The sequence below is a fragment of the Dokdonia ponticola genome, assembly GCF_042653865.1.
Lineage (GTDB): Bacteria > Bacteroidota > Bacteroidia > Flavobacteriales > Flavobacteriaceae > Dokdonia > Dokdonia ponticola.
In genome coordinates, this window is record NZ_JBHSFV010000012.1 from 96,217 (window position 1) to 118,180 (window position 21,964).

17 protein-coding genes are annotated in these 21,964 nt (G+C 36.3%); 13 read left to right on the forward strand and 4 right to left on the reverse strand.

Annotated elements, in window-relative coordinates; genetic code table 11:
• The first annotated feature begins 260 nt into the window (after positions 1–260).
• From ACFO3O_RS17775 to ACFO3O_RS17790, 4 genes are all read left to right on the forward strand, one after another.
• On the forward strand, positions 261–1,442 hold the full coding sequence (locus ACFO3O_RS17775) for an AIR synthase related protein (protein WP_379981310.1): 1,182 nt from the start codon (positions 261–263) through the stop codon (positions 1,440–1,442).
• Between the two features lie 17 nt (positions 1,443–1,459).
• Positions 1,460–2,191, forward strand: a complete 732-nt coding sequence (locus ACFO3O_RS17780) for a hypothetical protein (RefSeq protein WP_379981312.1) — start codon at positions 1,460–1,462, stop codon at positions 2,189–2,191.
• 7 nt (positions 2,192–2,198) lie between these two features.
• Positions 2,199–3,320 (forward strand): aspartyl protease family protein, encoded by a 1,122-nt coding sequence (locus ACFO3O_RS17785; protein ID WP_379981314.1) that lies wholly within the window; start codon positions 2,199–2,201, stop codon positions 3,318–3,320.
• Positions 3,321–3,482: 162 nt separating this feature from the next.
• On the forward strand, positions 3,483–4,307 hold the full coding sequence (locus ACFO3O_RS17790; protein WP_379981316.1) for a hypothetical protein: 825 nt from the start codon (positions 3,483–3,485) through the stop codon (positions 4,305–4,307).
• A gap of 36 nt (positions 4,308–4,343) precedes the next feature.
• Here the strand turns inward: ACFO3O_RS17790 and ACFO3O_RS17795 are convergent, their stop codons facing one another.
• Positions 4,344–4,850 carry a peptide-methionine (S)-S-oxide reductase gene (locus tag ACFO3O_RS17795; protein ID WP_379981318.1) on the reverse strand — a complete coding sequence of 169 codons (507 nt, stop codon included), beginning with the start codon at positions 4,848–4,850 and terminating at the stop codon, positions 4,344–4,346.
• 1,038 nt (positions 4,851–5,888) lie between these two features.
• Here ACFO3O_RS17795 and prfA point away from each other — a divergent pair.
• From prfA to ACFO3O_RS17810, 3 genes are read left to right on the forward strand one after another with little or no spacing between them, the layout of a single operon-like run.
• Positions 5,889–6,968 carry a peptide chain release factor 1 gene (gene prfA / locus ACFO3O_RS17800; RefSeq protein WP_379981320.1) on the forward strand — a complete coding sequence of 360 codons (1,080 nt, stop codon included), beginning with the start codon at positions 5,889–5,891 and terminating at the stop codon, positions 6,966–6,968.
• Positions 6,968–7,789 carry an orotidine-5'-phosphate decarboxylase gene (gene pyrF, locus ACFO3O_RS17805; RefSeq protein ID WP_379981322.1) on the forward strand — a complete coding sequence of 274 codons (822 nt, stop codon included), beginning with the start codon at positions 6,968–6,970 and terminating at the stop codon, positions 7,787–7,789. Before prfA ends, pyrF begins: the two co-directional genes overlap by 1 nt.
• Before the next feature lie 11 nt (positions 7,790–7,800).
• Positions 7,801–8,592, forward strand: a complete 792-nt coding sequence (locus ACFO3O_RS17810; protein WP_379981324.1) for an ABC transporter substrate-binding protein — start codon at positions 7,801–7,803, stop codon at positions 8,590–8,592.
• Here the strand turns inward: ACFO3O_RS17810 and ACFO3O_RS17815 are convergent.
• Both ACFO3O_RS17815 and ACFO3O_RS17820 read right to left on the reverse strand, forming a co-directional pair.
• Positions 8,581–8,748, reverse strand: coding sequence for a Lacal_2735 family protein (locus tag ACFO3O_RS17815; protein ID WP_379981326.1), 168 nt, complete (start codon positions 8,746–8,748; stop codon positions 8,581–8,583). The genes ACFO3O_RS17810 and ACFO3O_RS17815 overlap by 12 nt on opposite strands.
• Positions 8,749–9,106: 358 nt before the next feature.
• Positions 9,107–9,811, reverse strand: a complete 705-nt coding sequence (locus ACFO3O_RS17820; RefSeq protein ID WP_379981328.1) for a DUF4197 domain-containing protein — start codon at positions 9,809–9,811, stop codon at positions 9,107–9,109.
• 32 nt (positions 9,812–9,843) lie between these two features.
• Here ACFO3O_RS17820 and ACFO3O_RS17825 point away from each other — a divergent pair, with 32 nt between their 5' ends.
• From ACFO3O_RS17825 to ACFO3O_RS17835, 3 genes are all read left to right on the forward strand, one after another.
• Entirely contained in the window at positions 9,844–10,797 is a 954-nt protein-coding gene (locus ACFO3O_RS17825) for an MBL fold metallo-hydrolase (protein ID WP_379981330.1), read from the forward strand.
• Positions 10,798–10,903: 106 nt separating this feature from the next.
• Positions 10,904–14,320, forward strand: a complete 3,417-nt coding sequence (locus tag ACFO3O_RS17830; RefSeq protein ID WP_379981332.1) for a methylmalonyl-CoA mutase family protein — start codon at positions 10,904–10,906, stop codon at positions 14,318–14,320.
• 407 nt (positions 14,321–14,727) lie between these two features.
• The gene (locus ACFO3O_RS17835) at positions 14,728–15,384 is read left to right on the forward strand and encodes a hypothetical protein (protein WP_379981334.1); all 657 of its coding nucleotides are present in this window, start codon (positions 14,728–14,730) and stop codon (positions 15,382–15,384) included.
• A 29-nt stretch (positions 15,385–15,413) separates the two neighbouring features.
• On the opposite strand, the gene ACFO3O_RS17840 is transcribed toward ACFO3O_RS17835, so the two are convergent.
• Complete coding sequence (locus ACFO3O_RS17840; protein WP_379981336.1) at positions 15,414–17,660, reverse strand: hybrid sensor histidine kinase/response regulator; 2,247 nt, start codon at positions 17,658–17,660, stop codon at positions 15,414–15,416.
• Between the two features lie 135 nt (positions 17,661–17,795).
• On the opposite strand from ACFO3O_RS17840, the gene ACFO3O_RS17845 reads away from it, so the two are divergent.
• The 3 genes from ACFO3O_RS17845 to ACFO3O_RS17855 are packed head-to-tail and all read left to right on the forward strand — an operon-like array spanning position 17,796 to position 21,963.
• Positions 17,796–19,751, forward strand: coding sequence for a peptidylprolyl isomerase (locus ACFO3O_RS17845; protein ID WP_379981338.1), 1,956 nt, complete (start codon positions 17,796–17,798; stop codon positions 19,749–19,751).
• Positions 19,752–20,612 carry a peptidyl-prolyl cis-trans isomerase gene (locus tag ACFO3O_RS17850; RefSeq protein WP_379981340.1) on the forward strand — a complete coding sequence of 287 codons (861 nt, stop codon included), beginning with the start codon at positions 19,752–19,754 and terminating at the stop codon, positions 20,610–20,612.
• Entirely contained in the window at positions 20,596–21,963 is a 1,368-nt protein-coding gene (locus ACFO3O_RS17855; protein WP_379981342.1) for a peptidylprolyl isomerase, read from the forward strand. Before ACFO3O_RS17850 ends, ACFO3O_RS17855 begins: the two co-directional genes overlap by 17 nt.
• Position 21,964 lies beyond the last annotated feature (1 nt).

Sequence of the window (21,964 nt, forward strand, 5' to 3'; positions counted from 1 at the left end):
ATACGTAAAATGCTGGTTTTAATACAGATTTTTAGATGTAATGACGCATAATAGATTTGTAACACCTTAAGGAGTAGATTAGGCGTAAGAATTTTCAGTCATTATTTAGGAGTTTACCTTGTTTTTACTTTAAAATAACACTTTTTGAAGCAATTTATTTAGAGTATATGAAGGTGTAAAAGGCATTACACGCTTTCGCGAAAGCGTACCCTTCAAAAATCTATGAATTATCCCTATTTTTGTGACTTCGAAAACAACCTATGAGCCAAGATATTTCAAAACGGTATGCGCTACGTGGCGTATCTGCAGGAAAAGAAGACGTACACAACGCCATTAAAAATGTAGACAAAGGGCTTTTTCCGAAAGCTTTCTGCAAAATCGTACCCGATCATCTCACGGGAGATGATGACTATTGCTTGATTATGCACGCGGATGGTGCCGGTACCAAATCGGCATTGGCATATATGTACTGGAAGGAAACGGGTGATATTTCGGTGTGGAAAGGGATCGCACAAGATGCGTTGATTATGAATGTAGATGACCTGCTGTGTGTAGGTGCGACTGATAATATCATTTTATCATCTACCATCGGGCGTAATAAAAATGTGATTCCTGGCGAAGTGATTTCGGCAATTATTAATGGTACTGAAGAATTGCTCGAAGATTTAAAATCCTTTGGTGTCACAATTCACTCCACAGGAGGAGAGACAGCTGATGTGGGGGATTTGGTACGAACGATTATTGTGGATTCAACGGTAACGGCACGTATGAAGCGAAGTGATGTGATTGATAATGCCAATATCAAACCTGGTGATGTGATTGTAGGCCTCGCGTCTTTTGGACAGGCGACCTACGAAACAGAGTATAATGGTGGCATGGGCAGCAACGGTCTTACTTCGGCGCGTCATGATGTGTTTGATAACTATCTAGCGCAAAAATTCCCAGAGAGTTTTGATGCAGCGGTACCTAGTGATTTGGTGTATAGCGGTTCTAAAAAACTTACTGATACCGTAGCAAATAGTCCAATCGATGCGGGGAAGTTGGTGCTTTCACCCACGCGTACCTACGCACCAATTATTAAAGAAATCCTTTCAAAATATAAAGCCGAAGACATTCACGGAATGGTACACTGTAGTGGAGGCGCACAAACTAAGATTCTACACTTTGTAGAAGACCTACATATTATCAAAGACAATCTCTTTGAAGTACCACCATTGTTTGATCTCATTCAAAAAGAAAGTGGTACGGATTGGAAAGAAATGTATCAAGTCTTTAATATGGGACATCGTATGGAGATTTATTGTAATGAGGCTATTGCTAGCGAGTTGATAGCCATCTCTAAGTCGTTTGATGTTGCGGCTCAGCTAGTGGGTAGGGTAGAAGCAAGTCCTGAAGGGAAGAAACTGACGATCAAGAGTGATAAGGGAGAGTTTAGGTATTAGTAGGTAAGAATTGGAAAATGAAAATATCTAAACGAAATATAATTTTAGGCATTTTATTTATTCTTGCTCTTTGGGTAATTTCAGCTTTAATTATTTACTTTTCATTTGACCTATCAGCTGATAGAGGAACTTTTGGTGATATGTTTGGGGCTATAAATTCTTTATTTTCTGGCTTAGCCTTATTCGGAATTATTATTTCAATTTTAATTCAACAAAATGAATTAAACCTTCAAAGAAAAGAACTTTCAGATACACGACTTGAATTTAAAACAAACCGAGTTACAACGATCATGTTTAAGCAATTAGATTATTTGAATGCTATTGTAAATAGAAGTATATTTAATTTTAATGATCATACACCTCCTGAAACTTCAAAAGTTAGAATAGATGAATTTTCACACTCTATTGAGTCGTTTATTTTGAGTGGGAAACCACATTTAGCTAAAAGTTGGATTGATGAAAATTATACAATTATAAGTTCAATTAGCACTAAGGTTGTATCTATTTTGGATGGATTAGACGATATACTCGAATCTTATAATTTAAGTGCTTTAGAGTCTCAGCAAATGAGAAAAATTTTTAAAATGAACATCAATCCATCTGTTTTAAAACTATTAGCTTGTAGATCTTCTTTTTTAGTACAAGGGGAAATTGATCAAAGTAGTGAATATGCATTCTATGAGGAGACTCTTCGTGAAATTGCAATGAAACATTACAAAAGAATTTCTGAATATGGAGAAGATGATTAAAACGCCAATGAAAAAATCCATCTTCTTCCTAGTCCTTTGTTTTATTTCCCTATCGCTTTACGCACAACAACCCCCAGCTTTTCAGGACACCATTCCGTTTCGAAATGATTTAGGGGTTATTATCGTTCCGATTACGTTTAACGGGGTAGAGAAAGAATTTGCCTTTGACACGGGCGCGCAAGCCAGTGTCGGCTTTTCTTGGGTAGAAAAAGACTTAAAACGAACATCAAAAAAGGTAAACGTAAAATCATCTAACGGCTCCAAAACTAAAATGCGCTATTATAAAAGTGGCACTATTCAATTAGGAAGTCGGAAAATCACCAAACATCGAATTTTACAAATAGATGACAGTGAGATTTTCTCTTGCTATGCCATAGATGGCGTCTTGGGCGTTGATATCACACAACACTTTAATTGGACAATTGACTTTGAGAAAAAAATACTCATCATGTCTCCAACTGATTTTTACCCTGAAGAGGTCAAAGAAATGCATGCATTAGACTTTGACTTTACAAGAAACCGCCCCTCCGTTTTTATGGAAATGAATGGAAAGAAAATCAAATTCCTTTTAGATACGGGTGCTAGAGAATCCGATTTGAATAAAGAGACCTATACGCTTTCAAATATAGAACAACTCCCCAAAACAACTTTTTACAGCGGTTTTTTTGATGTAAAAGGAACACTCACCAAAACCAATAATATCAAACTATTACTTCCTGACCTCACATCAGGAGCAGTAGTGATTACTGCAGATGCAGATTATGGAAATCAATCTTCCAAAATAGGGAATACTCTTTGGAGAAACAGACGCTTGTTTATGAGTTTAAAAAATGATGAACTATACGTCTCTGACGCGCGTATTATAAGTGACCCATGGAGTTATGATTGTGCTGCCGTTGTTCAAGATGGGAAAATGGTCGTTTTCAAAATCAAAGAAGGAAGTGACGCATGGAAGCAAGGCATTCGTCAGGGTGACGAAATTAAAATCTTCAATGGAAAGACATTTACAGACTTCTGTGAACTTAACAAATATCAAAAGCAACTGTCTGTTGAGAAAAAGGATTTTGAGTGGGAGTTTGCCAACGGAAAGAAATTGACCATTCAACGAAAAAAGGTGTTTAAACTTTAATTTACTGGATATTATTTGTACTTTTTAACATCCTCCTATTTTAAAATAGATATCTGCAAAGGATATATAGATTTAAATGGATTATTTTAAAACCAACATGTAAAAACCTACGTACATACACATAAACCAATAAATTATAGCATAAAATTACCCACCCCAATCATGAATTATTTAAACTTCTTATGGAAACGACATCGTTTTTTAGTTATTGCTATTGCACTACTTTTAGTAAATAGTGCTGTCATATACCTTACAGATTTGACCCATAGCAGGCAAATAAGACTGTTCTCTACAGCTAGCTTTTTGCTTTTTTATCTGTTATCAAATAAAAAACGAAATGTATTTATACTTGCAACGTTATTATTTTTTCTAGGAAAAGATATCGCTATTCAAGGCTATGAATCGTATGTAGGAAACATAGTTTACTTACTTTTTGGAATTTTAGTTTATGGTACAATTATTTTAGAACGCTTCCAAAAAATAAGAAATATAGAAATAAGTAGTAGCCTCATTTTTCTTTCTGTACTATTGGTCACCGCAAACACCTATGCCTTGTATAATATTCTCGATAAAATAGGCCACAGTTTTGAAAATACATTTCAAATAATACTATTTTACACCTATGGGGCCTTTATGATGCTCATGGCAATTGTAGCGGTAGCCTACAATAACTTATATGATAGTAAACGCTCCTTTATTTTTATATTATTGGTGTTTAGCTTTGTCATATCAGACGTTTCTTCTTTATTTGCCTATTACTACGAGATTGATTTTTGTTATTACATAGATCGTATCAGTTATATTTTAGGATTTGTTTTTTTTGTGAATTATGGACTCAATCTTACACTTGTAAGAGAAGAGAAGGAGCAATTAGAGTTATTATATGGAACTCCCTCAGATCTTCCTAAATCAGAAACCGATAGCGCGTCTGTATCAGAGACAAAAGCATCATTACTTACGTATACAAATCATAAAAATGCACATTAATAGCGTAGGTAGATACAATATTTTGCAAATCTCTTTTTAGGATGTATGTATCACTTCCTTAAAACGCTCTTCCAAAAGCCTTAGTTTGGGGTCAATATAGCGTTTGCAAAATGGTGCTTCCGGATTTCTTTTGTAATATTCTAAAAAAGAAGTGTCATTCAGTTTAAAGGTGATAAATGGTAATGCTTTGGTGATGATTGGTTTTGAAAACTGAGGTTGTAAGGTGGGGACCGCTTTCGCGAAAGCGGACTCTTGCGCAGGCGTAAACCAATACATCGCTGATCGATATTTGGTTCGAAAGCTATGATTACTTGTAGATTCGTGCGTATGCAAATGCACCTCCAAAAGCTGTTCTATATCAATTACTTGCGGATCAAAATGGACAATCACCCCTTCTGAAAAAGTATCATTTGGTGCCGTCGAAGCAATAAAACCCTGTTCGACTTTATGTACGCCCTTTAGTGTCTGAAAAACCGCTTCCGTACACCAATGACAGCCGCCTCCAAAAGCTATTTTTTCTAGTGATTTTTTACTATTTTTCATTTTGGATATTTGAAATGGATAGGCTAACATGTTTTTTTCTTTTTTTCATTGCCAAAAAAAGAAATCGAAGATTCACGAAATCCTTTAAAAAAACAATATAATCCAATGAGCTAAACAAAAAAGGCTAGGCAGGCGAAACCTTGTCTAAATTTTTTGTTCAATTCCTGAATTTCCTAAACTCGCTACGCTCAGACAGTATGAAATTCTACGGAATCTTCACTTCAAATTTTACGACAACTTTTCGAAGGCCAGAATTAATTGTATATAGTGATTATGTTTAATATAAAATTAGAACTGTCTTTCCCCGCCACTGAATGGTGGGGAAACAAAAATTCGGTTTAACGTTTCATTTTCTATCCTGACACATGGTTTCGCTAGCCTAGTCTCTTTAATTCCCGCAAAGGCGGGAATCTCATGATTTTAGTAAAAAGTAAAAAGAAAGAAATAGTTTAGCCCATTCACCCCCCTTATAAAGACAATATTTCATACGCAGATCCTGCTAGATACTGAAACGACTCTGAAATAAATTCAGTGAAAGATTCAGTAAACAGCGGGATGAATTCAACATACTATTTTGAATGCATTGCTACGCAATTTTTCAAAGTTAATAATCCGATGTATAGTTCATGGAGTATTCTTCAGGTTATTTTTTTAATTTCCAAAGTGAATTTCTATGGACTAGAACTCAATTTAAAATTTTGAAAAGTCAGAGATCCCGCTATTCAGCGGGATGAATTCAACATACTATTTTGAATGCATTGCTACGCAATTTTTCATAGTTAATAATCCGATGTGTAAGTTTATGAAGTATTTTTTAGGTTATTTTTTTAAATTTCCAAACTGAATTTTTAAGGATTAGAACTCAATTTAAAATTTTGAAAAGTCAGAGATCCCGCTATTCAGCGGGATGAATTCAACATACTATTTTGAATGCATTGCTACGCAATTTTTCAAAATAGAGTTTCATTCACAAAAGCAATGATGCGCAAAGAAAATATCATTTGAAAATTGTAAATTCGCACCAAGTAGAAGGCAATTATGTTAGAAAAATTACAGATCGTAAAACAACGTTTTGATGAAGTGAGTGATTTGATCATTCAACCAGATATTATTTCAGATCAAAAACGATATATAGAACTCAATAAAGAATACAAAGATTTGAGAGCGCTTATGGATGAGCGCGAAAAATATATAGAATATACCAACAATCTAGCCGAAGCAGAAGAAATTCTAGCCGATGGGAGTGATCCAGAAATGGTTGAAATGGCCAAAATGCAAATGGACGAAGCCAAAACAGCCATTCCAGAACTGGAGGAGAAGATCAGAATGATGCTGATTCCGAAAGACCCTGAGGATGCTAAAAATGTTGTGGTAGAAATTCGTGCTGGAACTGGAGGCGATGAAGCAAGTATTTTTGCAGGCGATTTATATCGTATGTATACTAAGTATGTCGATAGTAAGCAGGGGTGGAGCCATAGTATTGTTGACTTTTCTGAAGGAACCTCAGGAGGATTCAAAGAAATCCAATTTGAAATTACTGGAGAGGATGTCTACGGTACGTTAAAATTTGAAGCAGGAGTTCATCGTGTACAGCGTGTACCGCAAACTGAAACACAAGGACGTGTTCATACTAGTGCTGCGACAGTCATGGTATTGCCAGAAGCCGAAGAATTTGATGTGCAAATTGATCCTAAAGATGTTCGTGTTGATTTTTTCTGCTCGTCAGGACCTGGAGGACAGTCGGTGAATACAACCTATTCTGCAGTGCGTTTAACACACATTCCTACAGGATTAGTGGCACAATGTCAAGACCAAAAATCACAGCATAAGAATAAAGAAAAAGCTTTTAAGGTGCTTCGTTCTCGTCTATATGATATGGAGTTAGCTAAAAAGCAAGAGGCAGATGCGGCTAAGCGTAACTCCCAAGTGAGTAGTGGAGACCGTAGTGCCAAAATTAGAACCTATAATTATTCGCAAGGACGTGTGACAGATCACCGTATCGGTTTGACCTTATACGATCTTCAGAATATTGTCAATGGTGATATTCAGAAAATATTAGACGAGTTACAACTGGTGTCTAATACAGAAAAACTGAAAGCCAACGAAGGAGAATTATAATGACTACACAAGAACTTGTTGCTCAAATTCGTACAAAGAAATCCTTTCTTGTTGTTGGATTGGATACAGATCTAGAAAAGATACCATCACATCTTTTAAAAGAAGAAGATCCTATTTTTGCGTTCAATAAAGCGATCATAGATGCTACACATGATCTATGTGTAGGCTATAAACCTAACATTGCTTTTTATGAAGCCTACGGAATTACAGGGTGGAAGTCTTTAGAAAAAACGATCAACTATCTCAATGAGCATTATCCAGAACAATTTACCATAGCCGATGCCAAACGAGGTGATATAGGCAATACGTCTACGCGCTATGCAAAAGCATTTTTTGAGTCGCTTAATTTTGATTCCGTAACGATTGCTCCCTATATGGGGCGTGATTCGGTAGAGCCTTTTTTGGCGTTTGAAGATAAGCATACGATAGTCTTAGCTTTAACCTCTAACCAAGGCGCTTTTGATTTTCAAACACAACTGATAGATGGCTCGGAGCTTTATAAGAAAGTGCTGGAAACATCCAAAACATACACAAATAGCGATCGTTTAATGTATGTCGTAGGAGCGACCAAAGCAGAGTACCTAACCGATATTCGTGCGATTATACCCGATGCTTTTTTATTAGTACCTGGGGTAGGCGCTCAAGGCGGAAGTCTGGAAGAGGTCTGTACCTACGGAATGACCAAAGATGTCGGTCTTTTAGTCAACTCTTCTCGCGGGATTATCTATAAATCCCAAGATGAAGATTTTGCCGAAGCCTCTCGTGATGCTGCCAAAGCGATGCAACAAGCGATGCAGCGCATTCTTGAAGACCGCTCCTAAATACGTTCTTTATGGAGTATACAGATCAATTAGGACGCGTACTTCAACTTTCAAAAACACCGATACGAATTATTTCTTTGGTGCCAAGCCAAACCGAATTATTGGTTGATCTAGGATTGCGCGATCAGATCGTGGGTCTCACCAAGTTTTGTGTACATCCCAACGGACTCATCAGAGCGAAGACAGTCGTTGGCGGCACCAAGAACATTCACCTTGATCGTATTAAAGCATTACAACCTGACATCATTCTCTGTAATAAAGAAGAAAATACAGAGCAGATGGTTAGAGCTTTAGAAGCTATCGCTCCAGTACATGTGTCAGACATCAAAACTATAGAAGACACCCTTTTATTGATTCGTAGCTACGGTTCAATTTTCCATATTCAAGAAAAAACGAATCAATTAGTCAGTCAAATTCAACAGAAGCACACAGATTTTTTAAACAATATAGACAGAAAGGTTCCGTGCAAAAAAGTAGCTTATTTTATTTGGAAAGATCCTTGGATGGTCGCTGGGAATGATACCTTTATTGATTATTTATTAGGCGAGTGCGGATTTGAAAATGTATTTAAAAATGAGAATGGTCGGTATCCAGAAGTAGGACTGGATCAATTGCAAGATGTAGATTATGTTTTTTTGTCCTCAGAGCCATTTCCTTTCGCTGACAAGCATATAAAAGAAATTGAACAACACACCCGTGCCAAAATAATGTTGGTGGATGGTGAATATTTTTCATGGTACGGCAGCCGATTGTTAGGAACATTCGATTATTTCAGAAAACTACGAGAACAATTAAAACTGTAAAAATTTTAATTTCTGATCGAGTTGTAGCGCTTCATACGTAAGCACATCACTCAAGCTAGCGTCTGTGTATTTTACATTGTAGGCCTCTTCGATAAGCCGTTTATGCTTTCGTTCCAAGTATTTCTTGAATTCTATATGTTTTGATTGAGCGGTCATTAGTTGGGTTGTTGTTGGTTTGGGCTATAATAAAGTTACATAAAAAATTGAAAGTTAGATGTTTAATGTGAAAAAATTTAATACTTGTATAATATGAATCATAATTTTTAAAGCTCTTATACCAGTTATTAATTGAATTTACTGGAAAAGAAAACGATGATTTTTTTCTTTATATGAGAAAGAAAACTAAAGCATAGCCTAAGCTACGGTTTCTTTTTTCTTGTGAAATAGAAAGGAAAAAAGGGTGTTTTATTACAATAAATTCAATTGGTAAATGGTATTATACAGAAATGAATGCACAGAAAAGCCTCCTGAAATCTAAAAATCAGGAGGCTTTTTATGGATAGTTTTTATAAACTTAGTCTTGTAAAGCAAAAACTTTCTTTAATAGATCGGTTGTTCTAGAGGTATATTTTGTACGGATTTCTTTTTCTTCGACTGCAATCATTTTGTAAACTCCTTTCAGGGCTTCTTGGGTCACGTAATCTGTAAGATCAGGATTTACATTATTGGTCAGTGGGATGCTGTTATATCGGTTAATTAGGTTTTCCCATATTTGATCAGCACCAACTTTACCAAAAGAGTTTTTAATTACAGGATTAAATTTGTTGTAAAATTCCTGCTCTGTTCTTGCTGTTAAATACTGTGTGGCTGCATCATCACTCCCTAGTAATATATTTTTTGCATCTGCAAAGGTGATGCCTTTCACCGCATCAACAAATATAGGAGTAGCTTCTTTTACGGCATCTTCAGCAGCTCTATTTAATACTTTGAGACCTTCATCGGCTAATTTCCCAAGACCGACATCTCTCAATGTTTTATCTACTTTACGCAGTTCTTCAGGGAGTAAAATTTTAGTGAGTTGGTTTTTATAAAATCCATCTTTTGCCGTCAGTTTTGATACTTGTTTGTCAATGCCTAATTGTAAGGCATCTCTTAGGCCAGCTCCTATTTGTGCATCTGAGAGTACATTCCCATCTTGCGGAAGATTATTAACGACTTGTTGTAATTCATCACAAGAACTAAGACTGATCGCTATACAAAGGATGATAAATTTTTTCATTTGGGTATCTTTGATATTATTTTGGTAAAGATATGAATTTAAGATTTTTGATAATACCCGTATTTGTTTTCATTTTTGGATGTTCGCAGTCTCCTACACCCCCTCAAGAAACCGAAACATCACAAATACCTGATGGCATTTATCTAAAAGTACTTGGCATTGCCCAAGACGGTGGTATGCCTCATATTAATAATCCACAAGAATTTGAAGCGGTGCGAGAAGGAAAACGCCAGCGAGAGTTTGTTGTTAGCTTAGGATTGATAGATACAGAATCTCAAAAAAAATATCTGTTTGAAGCCACACCCGATCTCCCAGAACAACTCTATTTTTTAGATCAGGAAATGCCATCTAGCACGATAATAGACGGGGTGTTTTTGACACATGCACATATGGGGCATTATACAGGTTTACTGCATTTTGGACGTGAAGCCATGGGGGCTAAGCATATTCCAGTGTATGCGATGCCAACCATGGAAACCTATCTCAAAACCAATGGTCCGTGGAGTCAGTTAGTGGACCTACAAAACATACAATTACGAGCCATGCAGGCAGATCGTGTGGTTACGCTTTCGCGAAAGCTAAAAATAACCCCATTCCTCGTGCCACATAGAGATGAGTTTTCCGAAACTGTTGGCTACCGAATCGAAGGCCCAGAAAAAACAGCCTTGTTTATTCCCGATATTGATAAATGGACCACTTGGGAAAAGTCGATTCTGGAAGAAGTTAAAAAAGTAGATTATGCTTTTGTGGATGCGACCTTTTTCTCTGAAGGAGAGATTCCAAGGCCTATGAGTGAAGTACCACATCCTTTTATAGATGAGACTACGGCTCTCTTTAAAAACGAATCAAGTACGATCAAATCCAAAGTGATTTTCATCCATTTTAATCATTCCAACCCTGCATTGGACAAACAAAACCCTAAACGTATTGCCTTAGAGAAAGAAGGCTATCGTTTTGCGAAGCAAGGGGAGATGTATGGATTGTAAAAAGGCAATGTAGTAGTCTAGACTTATTTTCAGATATTATAATTAAATGGGCATTTTTATTGAATATTACGTAAATTTGCTACTCTAAAACCCCTTTTTTTTGAAGATGAAACAAGCAACACCCTATACTCCAAAAAACAAAGTTCGTATCGTTACTGCTGCCTCTCTTTTTGATGGGCACGATGCCGCTATTAATATCATGCGTCGTATTATACAAAGTACAGGCGTAGAGGTGATTCACTTAGGGCATGATCGTAGTGTAGAAGAAGTGGTCAATACCGCCATCCAAGAAGATGCGAATGCGATTGCTTTAACATCGTATCAAGGAGGGCATAACGAGTATTTTAAATATATGTATGACCTTCTCAAAGAAAAAGGAGGAGAGCATATTAAGATCTTCGGAGGTGGTGGAGGTGTAATTCTTCCAGAAGAGATCAAAGAACTTATGGAGTATGGGATTACCCGTATTTATTCTCCAGACGATGGTCGTGAGATGGGATTACAAGGGATGATTAATGACTTGGTACAACAATCCGATTTTCCCATTGGGGATACGCTCAATGGCGAAATAGATCATCTTACAGAAAAAAATCCTAGAGCCATAGCCAGAGTCATTTCAGCAGCAGAGAACTTTCCAGAGGTTGCTGCAAAAACTTTAGAGGCTATACACGAGAAAAATAAAACCTCATTAACGCCAGTTCTAGGAATTACAGGAACGGGCGGTTCAGGTAAATCATCGTTGGTTGATGAGCTTGTACGTCGTTTTTTGGTAGATTTTCCAGAAAAAACGATTGGTCTTATTTCTGTAGATCCTTCCAAACGAAAAACAGGTGGCGCATTATTAGGCGATCGTATTCGCATGAATGCTATTAATTCCCCAAGAGTGTATATGCGTTCTTTAGCAACGCGACAGAGTAATTTAGCCCTTTCAAAATATGTAGCCGAAGCGATCCAAGTGCTGAAAGCAGCGGCCTATGATTTAATCATTTTAGAAACCTCAGGAATTGGACAATCCGATACTGAGATTTTAGAGCATTCTGATGTTTCTTTGTATGTGATGACCCCTGAATTTGGCGCAGCTACGCAGCTAGAAAAGATCGATATGCTCGATTTTGCCGATCTAGTAGCCATTAACAAATTTGACAAACGCGGTTCGCTAGATGCGCTACGTGATGTCAAAAAACAATACATGCGTAATCACAATCTTTGGGATACGCCTCAAGATGATTTACCCGTTTTCGGGACTATCGCATCTCAATTTAACGATCCAGGCATGAATACCCTCTATAAGAAAATTATGGAGAAAGTAAATGCGGTGAATGAAGCCGACCTAGCTTCGACGTTTGAGATTAGTAAGGAGATGAGTGAGAAGATTTTTGTGATTCCACCAGCGCGCACACGATACCTGAGCGAGATTGCAGAAAGTAATAGGGGGTATGACGCTTTCGCGAAAGCGCAAAAAGAAACCGCACAAACCTTATACGGAATCTATAAAACCATAGAAAGTATTGTAGGCAGCGCACCAGCACTAGACAAAGCGGGATTAGACGTTCGTTTGGATGCAGTTGATAAAGATGCTGACCTAGTGAAACTTCTTATCGCGCAATTTGACCGTGTAAAATTAGATTTAGACCCATACAATTGGGAAGTGATTACAGGATGGGATGAGAAAGTCAATCGGTATAAAAATCCAGTCTACACCTTTAAAGTACGAGATAAAGAGATTAAAATAGATACGCACTCAGAATCATTATCTCATACGCAGATTCCTAAAATAGCCTTGCCTAAGTATGAGGCTTGGGGGGATATTTTACGATGGGTATTGCAAGAAAATGTACCTGGAGAATTCCCATATACCTCTGGATTGTATCCTTTTAAGCGCACAGGAGAAGATCCTACACGTATGTTTGCAGGAGAAGGCGGACCAGAGCGTACCAACAAGCGTTTTCATTATGTAAGTTTAGGAATGCCCGCAAAGCGCCTAAGTACCGCTTTTGATAGTGTGACACTTTATGGAAATGATCCAGGACATCGACCTGATATTTATGGTAAAATTGGAAATGCAGGAGTGAGTATTTGCTGTCTGGACGACGCTAAAAAGCTATATTCTGGATTTGATTTAAGCCATCCGATGACATCGGTAAGTATGACCATCAATGGACCTGCTCCTATGTTGTTAGGATTCTTTATGAATGCTGCTATCGATCAGAATTGTGAGAAATATATCAAAGAACAGGGTCTTGAGGCTGAAGTAGAAGCAAAGATCGCTGCAATTTACAAAGGAAAAACGCGTCCTGCCTACCAAGGAGATCTTCCTGAGGGGAATGATGGTTTGGGGCTGATGCTTTTAGGAGTTACAGGAGATCAAGTGCTTCCTGCCGATGTATACGCTCGTATCAAAACAGACACCTTAGCACAAGTTCGTGGAACCGTACAAGCAGATATTCTTAAAGAAGATCAAGCACAAAACACCTGTATCTTTTCTACTGAGTTCGCGTTACGACTCATGGGCGATGTTCAGCAGTATTTTATAGAAGAAAAAGTGCGTAATTTTTATTCCGTGTCTATTTCTGGATATCACATTGCAGAAGCAGGCGCCAATCCAATTACACAGCTTGCTTTAACATTGGCAAATGGTTTTACCTATGTGGAGTATTACCTAAGCCGTGGGATGGATATCAATAAATTTGGACCTAATCTTTCGTTTTTCTTCTCCAACGGAATCGATCCAGAATATGCGGTAATAGGCCGTGTGGCTCGTAAGATTTGGGCAAAGGCAATGAAGAATAAATACAACGCCAATTCCCGAGCACAAATGCTGAAATACCATATCCAGACATCTGGACGTAGTTTACATGCGCAAGAAATTGATTTTAATGATATTCGTACGACCTTACAAGCGTTGTATGCGATTTATGACAATTGTAATTCCCTACATACTAATGCGTATGATGAAGCGATTACCACGCCTACAGAAGAGAGTGTACGTCGTGCAATGGCCATCCAGTTGATTATTAATAAAGAATTGGGATTAACGCAAAATGAAAACCCGATTCAGGGATCATTTATTATTGAGGAGTTAACCGATCTTGTAGAAGAAGCGGTGCTGTTAGAATTTGACCGTATCACCGAGCGTGGAGGTGTACTGGGCGCGATGGAAACGATGTATCAACGCAGTAAGATTCAGGAAGAGAGTTTGTATTACGAAACGCTCAAGCATACGGGAGAATTTCCAATTATAGGTGTAAATACTTTTTTAAGTAGTAAAGGAAGCCCAACAGTTCGCCCTGCTGAAGTCATCAGAGCTACTGAAGAAGAAAAGCAGTATCAAATCAGTATGCTTGAAAACTTACACAAAGAAAAAGCAGATAAAATTGAAGCAGCTCTTTCTAAAATTCAAGAAGCAGCGATTCAAAATGAAAATATCTTTGAGCACCTCATGGAAGCCACCAAAGTATGTTCGTTAGGACAAATCACCAGCGCACTCTTCGAAGTAGGCGGTCAGTATAGGAGAAATATGTAAGCAGGGAGCATCTTTCTCTAAGCGAAGCGCTAGCGAAAGATTGCGAGTCGCTTATCCTGAGCCTGCCGAAGGATCTTATGAGAAGAATTCTTATTTTGCCTTTTGGCAAAAGCGTGTGAGTTGGGTATCACCAAACTTGTTTTGGGATCTATTTCTAGTAGTAACGTTTATTGTATGACGTGCGAGTCGGGTATCCTGAGCCTGCCGAAGGATCTTATGAGAAGAATTCTTATTTTGCCTTTTGGCAAAAGCGTGTGAGTCGGGTATTACCAAACTTGTTTTGGGATCTATTTCTAGTAGTAACGTTTATTGTATGATGTGCGAGTCGGGTATCCTGAGCCTGCCGAAGGATCTGTTTTGAATAGTAAAGCTTCTTGTTTAGTTTATATTTTAGTTATGAAAAAAGGATGAAATCAAAAATATTGATATTATATATTTTACTTTTTTGCTCAGGTTGTAAAACTACTTTTGAAAACTTTAATAAAAAGTCAGAGAAAAATCAATTAGAATTTATAGCAAACAACTTACATGGCTTAACAGGTTCTAATCTTGGTAATTTTATATATCAATTACAGCTAGAAAATGTTGATTTTTTAAAGTATAATTTGCTTTTTAAAGAAAAATTACAAAATTCTCAATTTGCTTATGATTTTTATATCCTCACTGATTTACTCATACAATACCCTGAGAATAAAATTTATTTAGAATCTATTTTAAGTAGTAACACTTCTATCTGGGATTCTGGAAATTGGGGAGATAAATTATGGGAAATAATTTCAGATAATAACTTAGAAGTAAGTAGTTCTAATTATTATTCAGTAAATGAAGGAATCAAAAATTATGATTTTACAGAATTCTTAAGTGAAAAAATAGCAAATGATGAACTCGGAACTAATCCTCTGTTGATGATTAATTATGATATTGTTGATTATGAAAATGGCAAATTAATTGAAACAATAGACACATTAAATATTAAACAAATTGATTATTTGCCAAAATCCAAATCAATCCCAGTATTTGGAAAAAGAGGAAAAGATGGAAAAATCGATATTTTGACAAAATAACTATAAGCAACAATAGTTGTTAATAATGACTAAGAATCTTTTGAATCACTAATATTCAAATACCTTTTAATAATCTCTTTAAGTGTTTCGAAATCAATGGGTTTTCCTAAGAGTTCGTCAAGGCTATTTTCTGAGGCTAGATTTTCATCATAAGCCGTCTCTGCCGCGGTAATAGCAATAATAGGTGTTGTTTGGGTTGCATATTTTTTTAAGGATTTAATTTTCTTTGCTGCTTCAATCCCTCCCATAATTGGCATATTGATATCCATGAGGATTAAATCGTAGGTGTTTTTTTTAAACAATGCGACGCCTTCTTTTCCATTAGTCGCAATATCACAGGTGATATGAAGTTTGGAAAGTAAACGTTCTATGACCTTTTGATTGATTTTATTATCCTCTACAACGAGTACATGCGTTTTTTTAGGGTTATTTAGTAAGGCTACTTTAATTTTTTTAGAGACGTCTTCTCGACTCTTATGCTCTCCTTTTTTAAGCGATACATCAAAATAGAAAACAGTGCCTTTGCCTAGTGTGCTGCGAACTTCTAGTTTGCTATTCATTAATTTGAGTAAGTCATTAGAGAGGGACATTCCTAAGCCTGCTCCGTCAAATTTGCGTGTTTTAGAATTATCCCCTTGCTCAAAAGACTCTAGTAACTTGTCAAAGTCGTCTTCGTCCATGCCAATACCGGTATCTCCCACACTAAAACGAAGTTGTTGATATTCTAACGACGACTCATATTCATCTATGATGATGGTGATTTTACCTTGTTGGGTGAACTTAATGGCATTTTTCATCAAGTGAATGAGTACCTGTTGTAACCGAAGCGAATCTGCAAAGACGGTGTAGGAAGTGTCACTGTGATTGTGGTATTCAAAGTCTAGATTTTTCTCTTTAGCTTGGTATTCAAAAATCCGCATCAATTGTGAAATATCTCGTTCTAGATTGACAGATTTTTCTTGAATTTCTAAATTTCCTGTTTCCAATTTTGAATGGTCTAATACCATCGTGATCAAATCTGATAATTGGTGTACCGAGCGGTCTATGATAGAAATGTATTCTTCTTGTTTTTTGGGAGATTCATCTCCCGATTTTAAAAGATGTAGCATGCCTTGAATACCATTGAGCGGGGTACGCATCTCGTGACTCATTTTGGATAAAAACTGTGTTTTATAATGCGCATTGTCGGTGGCTTTCTTTGCCGTAATTTCTAACTCATCTATATTTTGAACAAGGGTTTCTTTAAGTTTCTGATAACTTGAAAAAAGCGATTTTATTTCTAAAATGCTATGATCAGATTGTATTTCTTGAGTGTCTTCAAAATCACTTTCGATAAATTGTAGCATATTCTCATTAAGAGTTTGAACTCCTTTAGTAAGATTTTTGGATAAGTATAAGACAAGAAGTACAAGAATAAAAGCGATGAGAATACTTATAATGGATGTTGCTGTTATTTGTGTTGTTTTTTTAGATTCTATGGCTTTATTTGTTCTGAGACTTATCTCAGAAAGTTCTTTTTGAATACTTTGATGTAATTCTTTGATATTCTTATGTAATCCTGTTTCTGAATAATTTCCTATCTCGTTATTTAAGTTCACTAAACTTTGCAGATCCTGAGTATAACCTCGTACTAAGATACGTGAACTATCGCTTAGGGTTCTATCGGCTAATAATTCATTTGCAATCGTTTCAAATTCTTGTATGTATTTAGATTCTCCTCGTATTAAATAGTCTTTTTCAAGAGTTCGTAGTTGTAGAATAGTTGCTTTGTCGATGTCGTCACTTTCTGTCAACACCTGTGCTTTTTCCTGCATTTCTCCTTCAATTCCAAAATCTTTATAGCCTCTGCGTTCCATTTTCGCGACAAGCGTAATCACATCTCTACGAAGATTTTTATACTGATTTTTGACTTTTTGTATATCAATTGGGATTTGAATTTCTAAGGCGTCCTGCTCTATGATTTCTAATTGATCTGGAATGGAACGTAGATTAGCAAGATACGTATATAAAGAGCTGGCTTCTGATTTGTTATAAAAAGCGGCATCTCTATATCCTGTGTAAAAGAAAGTGTTGTAGTTGTCTATATTGGCATTAAATTGTTTGGATACATCTAGGATTTCAATAGATAAGTTCTCTGAAATGGCATCTTTTCTATGAATGTAAAAATAGGAAGCAACCCAAACAATAAGCGATGCTAGAAGCGCTAAAAAAGATAAAATAGCTTTGGATCTAAAGGAGCTAAGGCGTAGTTTTTTTATAAATTGAGCGTAGGACATTACTGCATAATTTTTGTTAAAATACAGAAAAAAGAGCAGTGTGTTCTTTTTTAAAAAGAAGAAACTATTTTCATTATAAAGATGTGGCTTGTTTAGCGCTATAGATTTGTTATTTTTGCACACCTTATATATGTTATGAAAAAGCACCTACATACTTTTTTAGTTTTTTTAAGTGTATCTACATTTTATGCGCAAGATAATGACGCGACACTTTTAATAATAAACGGAGAAGATATTACTGTAGAAGAATTCAAAGCGGTGTATCTCAAGAACATTAGTCTTGTTCAAGATGACACTCAGAAAGATCCTAGGGCATATCTTGAATTATTTAAAGAATACAAGCTTAAAGTGCAAGATGCCTATGCTCAAGGATTAGATGAAAATCCTACGTATAAAAAAGAGCTTAAAGGCTACAGAGAGCAGCTTCTTAAAAATTATCTAACAGATGTAGAGGTAACAGAAACCTTAGTAAAAGAAGCATATGATCGTATTGCAACAGAGGTGAATGCGCGCCATATTCTTGTTAAAAAAGCACCAGGCGCCTCTCCAGAAGACACACTAAAAGCATATACTAAAATAACAGAAGCTCGTTCTAGAATACTGAATGGAGAAGATTTTTCAAAAATTGCAAAGGAATACAGTGAAGACCCTTCTGCAAAATCAAATGGTGGCGATTTAGGTTGGTTCAAAGCATTTAAAATGGTGTATCCCTTTGAGTCTGCTGCCTACAATACAGAAGTAGGAAAAGTATCTGAACCTTTTAAGACACGATTTGGCTATCACATCGTGCAGCCGACTGACAGACGTCCAGCCCGTGGTGGGATTGAAGTGGCGCATATTATGCTTTCGCTAAAGCAAAAAGACACCGCATTACAACCCGAAAAGCGCATTAAAGAAATTTATGCGTTATTAGAACAAGGAGAATCTTTTGAAAAACTAGCTAAAACACATAGTGATGATAAACGATCTTCTGTAAAAGGTGGGGTATTAGCTCGTTTTGAATCAGGGCAATTGACAAGTAAGGTTTTTGAAGAGCAAGTATTCAATATCAAAGAAGAAGGCGCTTACACAGCCCCTTTTAAGTCTGAGTATGGTTGGCATATTGCAAAATTGATAAAACGATATCCTATTGGCACTTTGGAAGAAGAGCGGTTTGCGATAGAAGAAAAGTTGAAAAGAGATATCAGAGCAAAGCAAATCTCAGATTCGTTAGATTCAAAATTACGCGCACGCTATAACGTAAAAGAAAACAAAGAACTTCACGATTATTTTGTGTCACTTCTATCAGATACTGATTTTGTAACCAGAAAATGGAAGTACACTCCGAGTGAAGCAGACACTAAAGCAGTCGCATTTACCCTCAGAGATACCTCGTTTACCTATGATACTTTTGGAAAGCACCTTGAGCAATTTCAGCGTGGAGGTAATTATCGCACTAAACAAGATCTTGTACAAACACAAGCGTTTGTATGGACTAACAAAATGATGAGGAAGTATCACGAAAACCACTTGGAAGAAGTCGATCCTGAATTTAATGCATTAATCAGAGAATACCGTGAAGGATTATTGCTTTTTGATCTATTAGAAAAAAAGGTATGGAAAGTAGCAAAAGAAGATACACTCGGTCTTCAAGCGTATTTTGAAAAAAATAAGGAAGCGTATAGCGTTCCAGAGACCTTGAAAATGACAATGATCACAAGCGCAGACAAGAAAACACTTTCTACCATTAAAAAGCTGTTGCGAAAAGGGACATCACAAGAAGAAATAGAAAAACGATTCAATATAAATGATCAGATCAACGTTTTGTTTACAAATCGAGAAGTAGCTACTAATGACTCGGCTTATGTGGCAACAGGATTTACCCCTAAAAAAGGCATAAGTGATGTCTACAGATTGAATACAGATTATGTAGTGTATCAAGTAGAAGCTATTCTTCCTTCTAAAATACCAACACTAGAAGAAACGAAAGGTGCTGTGATTAATGATTATCAAAAACACATTGAAAATAGTTGGTTGCAAAGTCTTAAGGATGCAGCAACCATTACTGTAAATGAAGCTGTTTTAGATCGCTTTATTAGTACTGTAGAATAAATGAAATTACAAACGTACATAGTGCTCTTAGTAAGTTGTCTTTCTCTTATCTCTTGTGACTTTTTTAATAAGACCACATCAGATCAAGATGCTGTTGCTAGAGTGAATGATACGTATTTATACACATCAGATATTGAATCTATTTTTGATGCAGCTACATTTTCTTTAGATAGTACGACGGTGGTTACGAGCTATATTAATGATTGGGCAACCAATAAGTTGTTATTAGATGGTGCCTTATTGAACCTTTCTAAGGAAGAACAAGAAAAATTTGAGCAATTGGTTCAAGAATATCGCACAGACCTCTATATCAAATTATATAAAGATCGGCTTATACAACAACGACTCGATACGATAGTGTCAGATGAAGAGGCACAGGCGTTTTATGATTTGAACAAAGAAAACTTTAGGCTAAATGAAGAATTAGTCAAATTACGCTACATCCATTTAGCACCAGATTATAATGATAGTAACAATCTAGCAAAACTCTTTATCAACTTCACAGAAAAAGACAAAGTAGTATTGGACTCTTTAGGACTCCAGTTTAAAAGTTATTTTTTAAATGATTCTACCTGGGTAAAACGAAGTGCTGTTCAGAACAGTATCCAACCGATTGATGCTACAAATGCCGATAAATTGTTAAAAAAAACCAATTTCTTACAACTACGAGATTCATTAGGATTATATTTGATCGCTGTCAAGGAAACGCTATCTCGCAACGATATCGCTCCCCTAACATATGTGCGGCCAACGATCAACCAAATTATAAGAAACAAACGAAAGTTAACCCTCACAAAGCAACTTGAAAAGGAGATTAAAGATGATGCCATTAAAAACAAAAAATTTGAAATATATAATTAGAACCCTTATCGTAGTATTTCTCTGCCAACCCATGTTTGGACAGGATAGTATTACAAAATCATTTACTAAGTTCAAAGTAGACGGCGTTGCAGGCGTTGTTGGTGATTACTTAATTTTAGAAAGTGACATTGATAAATTTTTATTTGACATTAAAAGTCAAGGACAATCCTCTGTAGATGTAAGTCCTTGTCAAGTTATGGGAAAATTATTAGAAGATAAATTATTAGCACACCATGCTATCCAAGATAGTATTGTTGTGAATGACGCACAAGTAAATTCTGAAGTCGATCAAATCATCGCTCGATTTTCGCAACAATTAGGTTCTGAACAAAAAGTAATTGAATACTATAAGAAAGATAACATGGCAGAATTAAGAGCTGAGTTATTTTCAATTCGTCGTGATATTCGTCTTTCAGAAAGTATGAATGAAAAGATCATTGCTGAGGTAGATGTGACTCCAGATGAGGTAAAATCATTCTTTGAAAGTATTCCAAAAGACGAGTTACCTACGTTTGGGGTAGAGCTTGAAATTGCACAAATTGTGATAGAGCCTAAAGCCACGGAAGAAGAACGTCAAAGAGTGATAGATCGCCTTAATGGGTTTAGAGCTGATATCTTAGAAAACGGAAGTAGCTTTGCAACCAAAGCAGTACTTTATACAGATGATGGTGCTTCTCGTCCAGATGGAGGTTATATGATGATCGATAGAAAATCACCATTGGTAAAAGAATTTAGAGACGTTGTTTTTGGTTTACAAGTAGGCGAAGTCAGTGAGCCTTTTGAAACAGAATATGGTTTTCATATTGCAACACTTGAAAAAATTAAAGGAGATAAACTAGAAATCAGACATATCCTTTTAATCCCTGATGTAGATAAAGCACAAGAAGAAGAAGCAAAAGATAAGATAGAACGTATCAAAAAGCGTATTGAAGATGGAGAACTTACTTTTGATGAAGCAGCGCGCGAATTTTCTGACGAAAAAGAAACCAAATACGACGGAGGGGTACTTGTAAACCCTGTAACCCTTGATAAGCGTTTTGAATTAAATAAGCTAGATCCTACCTTATATACCAAAGTAAATGACTTAAAAGATGGAGAAGTTTCATTGGTGTTTAATGATCCTAGCCGTACGGGAAAGACGCGTTTTAAAATCTTAACCGTAAAAAATAGACTAGAAGAGCACAAAGCAGACTATTCTAAAGATTATATAAAGATCAAAGATTTAGCACTTAGAGAGAAGCAAATCAAAACGATCTCAGAGTGGCAAAAAGAAAAAATAGCAGAGACCTACATAAAAGTGAACGGTGATAACCGTAACTGTGAATATGCAAGTAACTGGTTGAAAAATTAAA

Coding starts and splice junctions, on each gene's coding strand:
- ACFO3O_RS17835 (WP_379981334.1), top strand. CDS start 14,728: ATGAAATCAAAAATATTGATATTATATATTTTACTTTTTTGCTCAGGT.
- prfA (WP_379981320.1), top strand. CDS start 5,889: ATGTTAGAAAAATTACAGATCGTAAAACAACGTTTTGATGAAGTGAGT.
- ACFO3O_RS17850 (WP_379981340.1), top strand. CDS start 19,752: ATGAAATTACAAACGTACATAGTGCTCTTAGTAAGTTGTCTTTCTCTT.
- ACFO3O_RS17795 (WP_379981318.1), bottom strand. CDS start 4,850: ATGAAAAATAGTAAAAAATCACTAGAAAAAATAGCTTTTGGAGGCGGC.
- ACFO3O_RS17825 (WP_379981330.1), top strand. CDS start 9,844: ATGAATTTAAGATTTTTGATAATACCCGTATTTGTTTTCATTTTTGGA.
- ACFO3O_RS17810 (WP_379981324.1), top strand. CDS start 7,801: ATGGAGTATACAGATCAATTAGGACGCGTACTTCAACTTTCAAAAACA.
- ACFO3O_RS17780 (WP_379981312.1), top strand. CDS start 1,460: ATGAAAATATCTAAACGAAATATAATTTTAGGCATTTTATTTATTCTT.
- ACFO3O_RS17815 (WP_379981326.1), bottom strand. CDS start 8,748: ATGACCGCTCAATCAAAACATATAGAATTCAAGAAATACTTGGAACGA.
- pyrF (WP_379981322.1), top strand. CDS start 6,968: ATGACTACACAAGAACTTGTTGCTCAAATTCGTACAAAGAAATCCTTT.
- ACFO3O_RS17820 (WP_379981328.1), bottom strand. CDS start 9,811: ATGAAAAAATTTATCATCCTTTGTATAGCGATCAGTCTTAGTTCTTGT.
- ACFO3O_RS17830 (WP_379981332.1), top strand. CDS start 10,904: ATGAAACAAGCAACACCCTATACTCCAAAAAACAAAGTTCGTATCGTT.
- ACFO3O_RS17790 (WP_379981316.1), top strand. CDS start 3,483: ATGAATTATTTAAACTTCTTATGGAAACGACATCGTTTTTTAGTTATT.
- ACFO3O_RS17785 (WP_379981314.1), top strand. CDS start 2,199: ATGAAAAAATCCATCTTCTTCCTAGTCCTTTGTTTTATTTCCCTATCG.
- ACFO3O_RS17840 (WP_379981336.1), bottom strand. CDS start 17,660: ATGTCCTACGCTCAATTTATAAAAAAACTACGCCTTAGCTCCTTTAGA.
- ACFO3O_RS17845 (WP_379981338.1), top strand. CDS start 17,796: ATGAAAAAGCACCTACATACTTTTTTAGTTTTTTTAAGTGTATCTACA.
- ACFO3O_RS17775 (WP_379981310.1), top strand. CDS start 261: ATGAGCCAAGATATTTCAAAACGGTATGCGCTACGTGGCGTATCTGCA.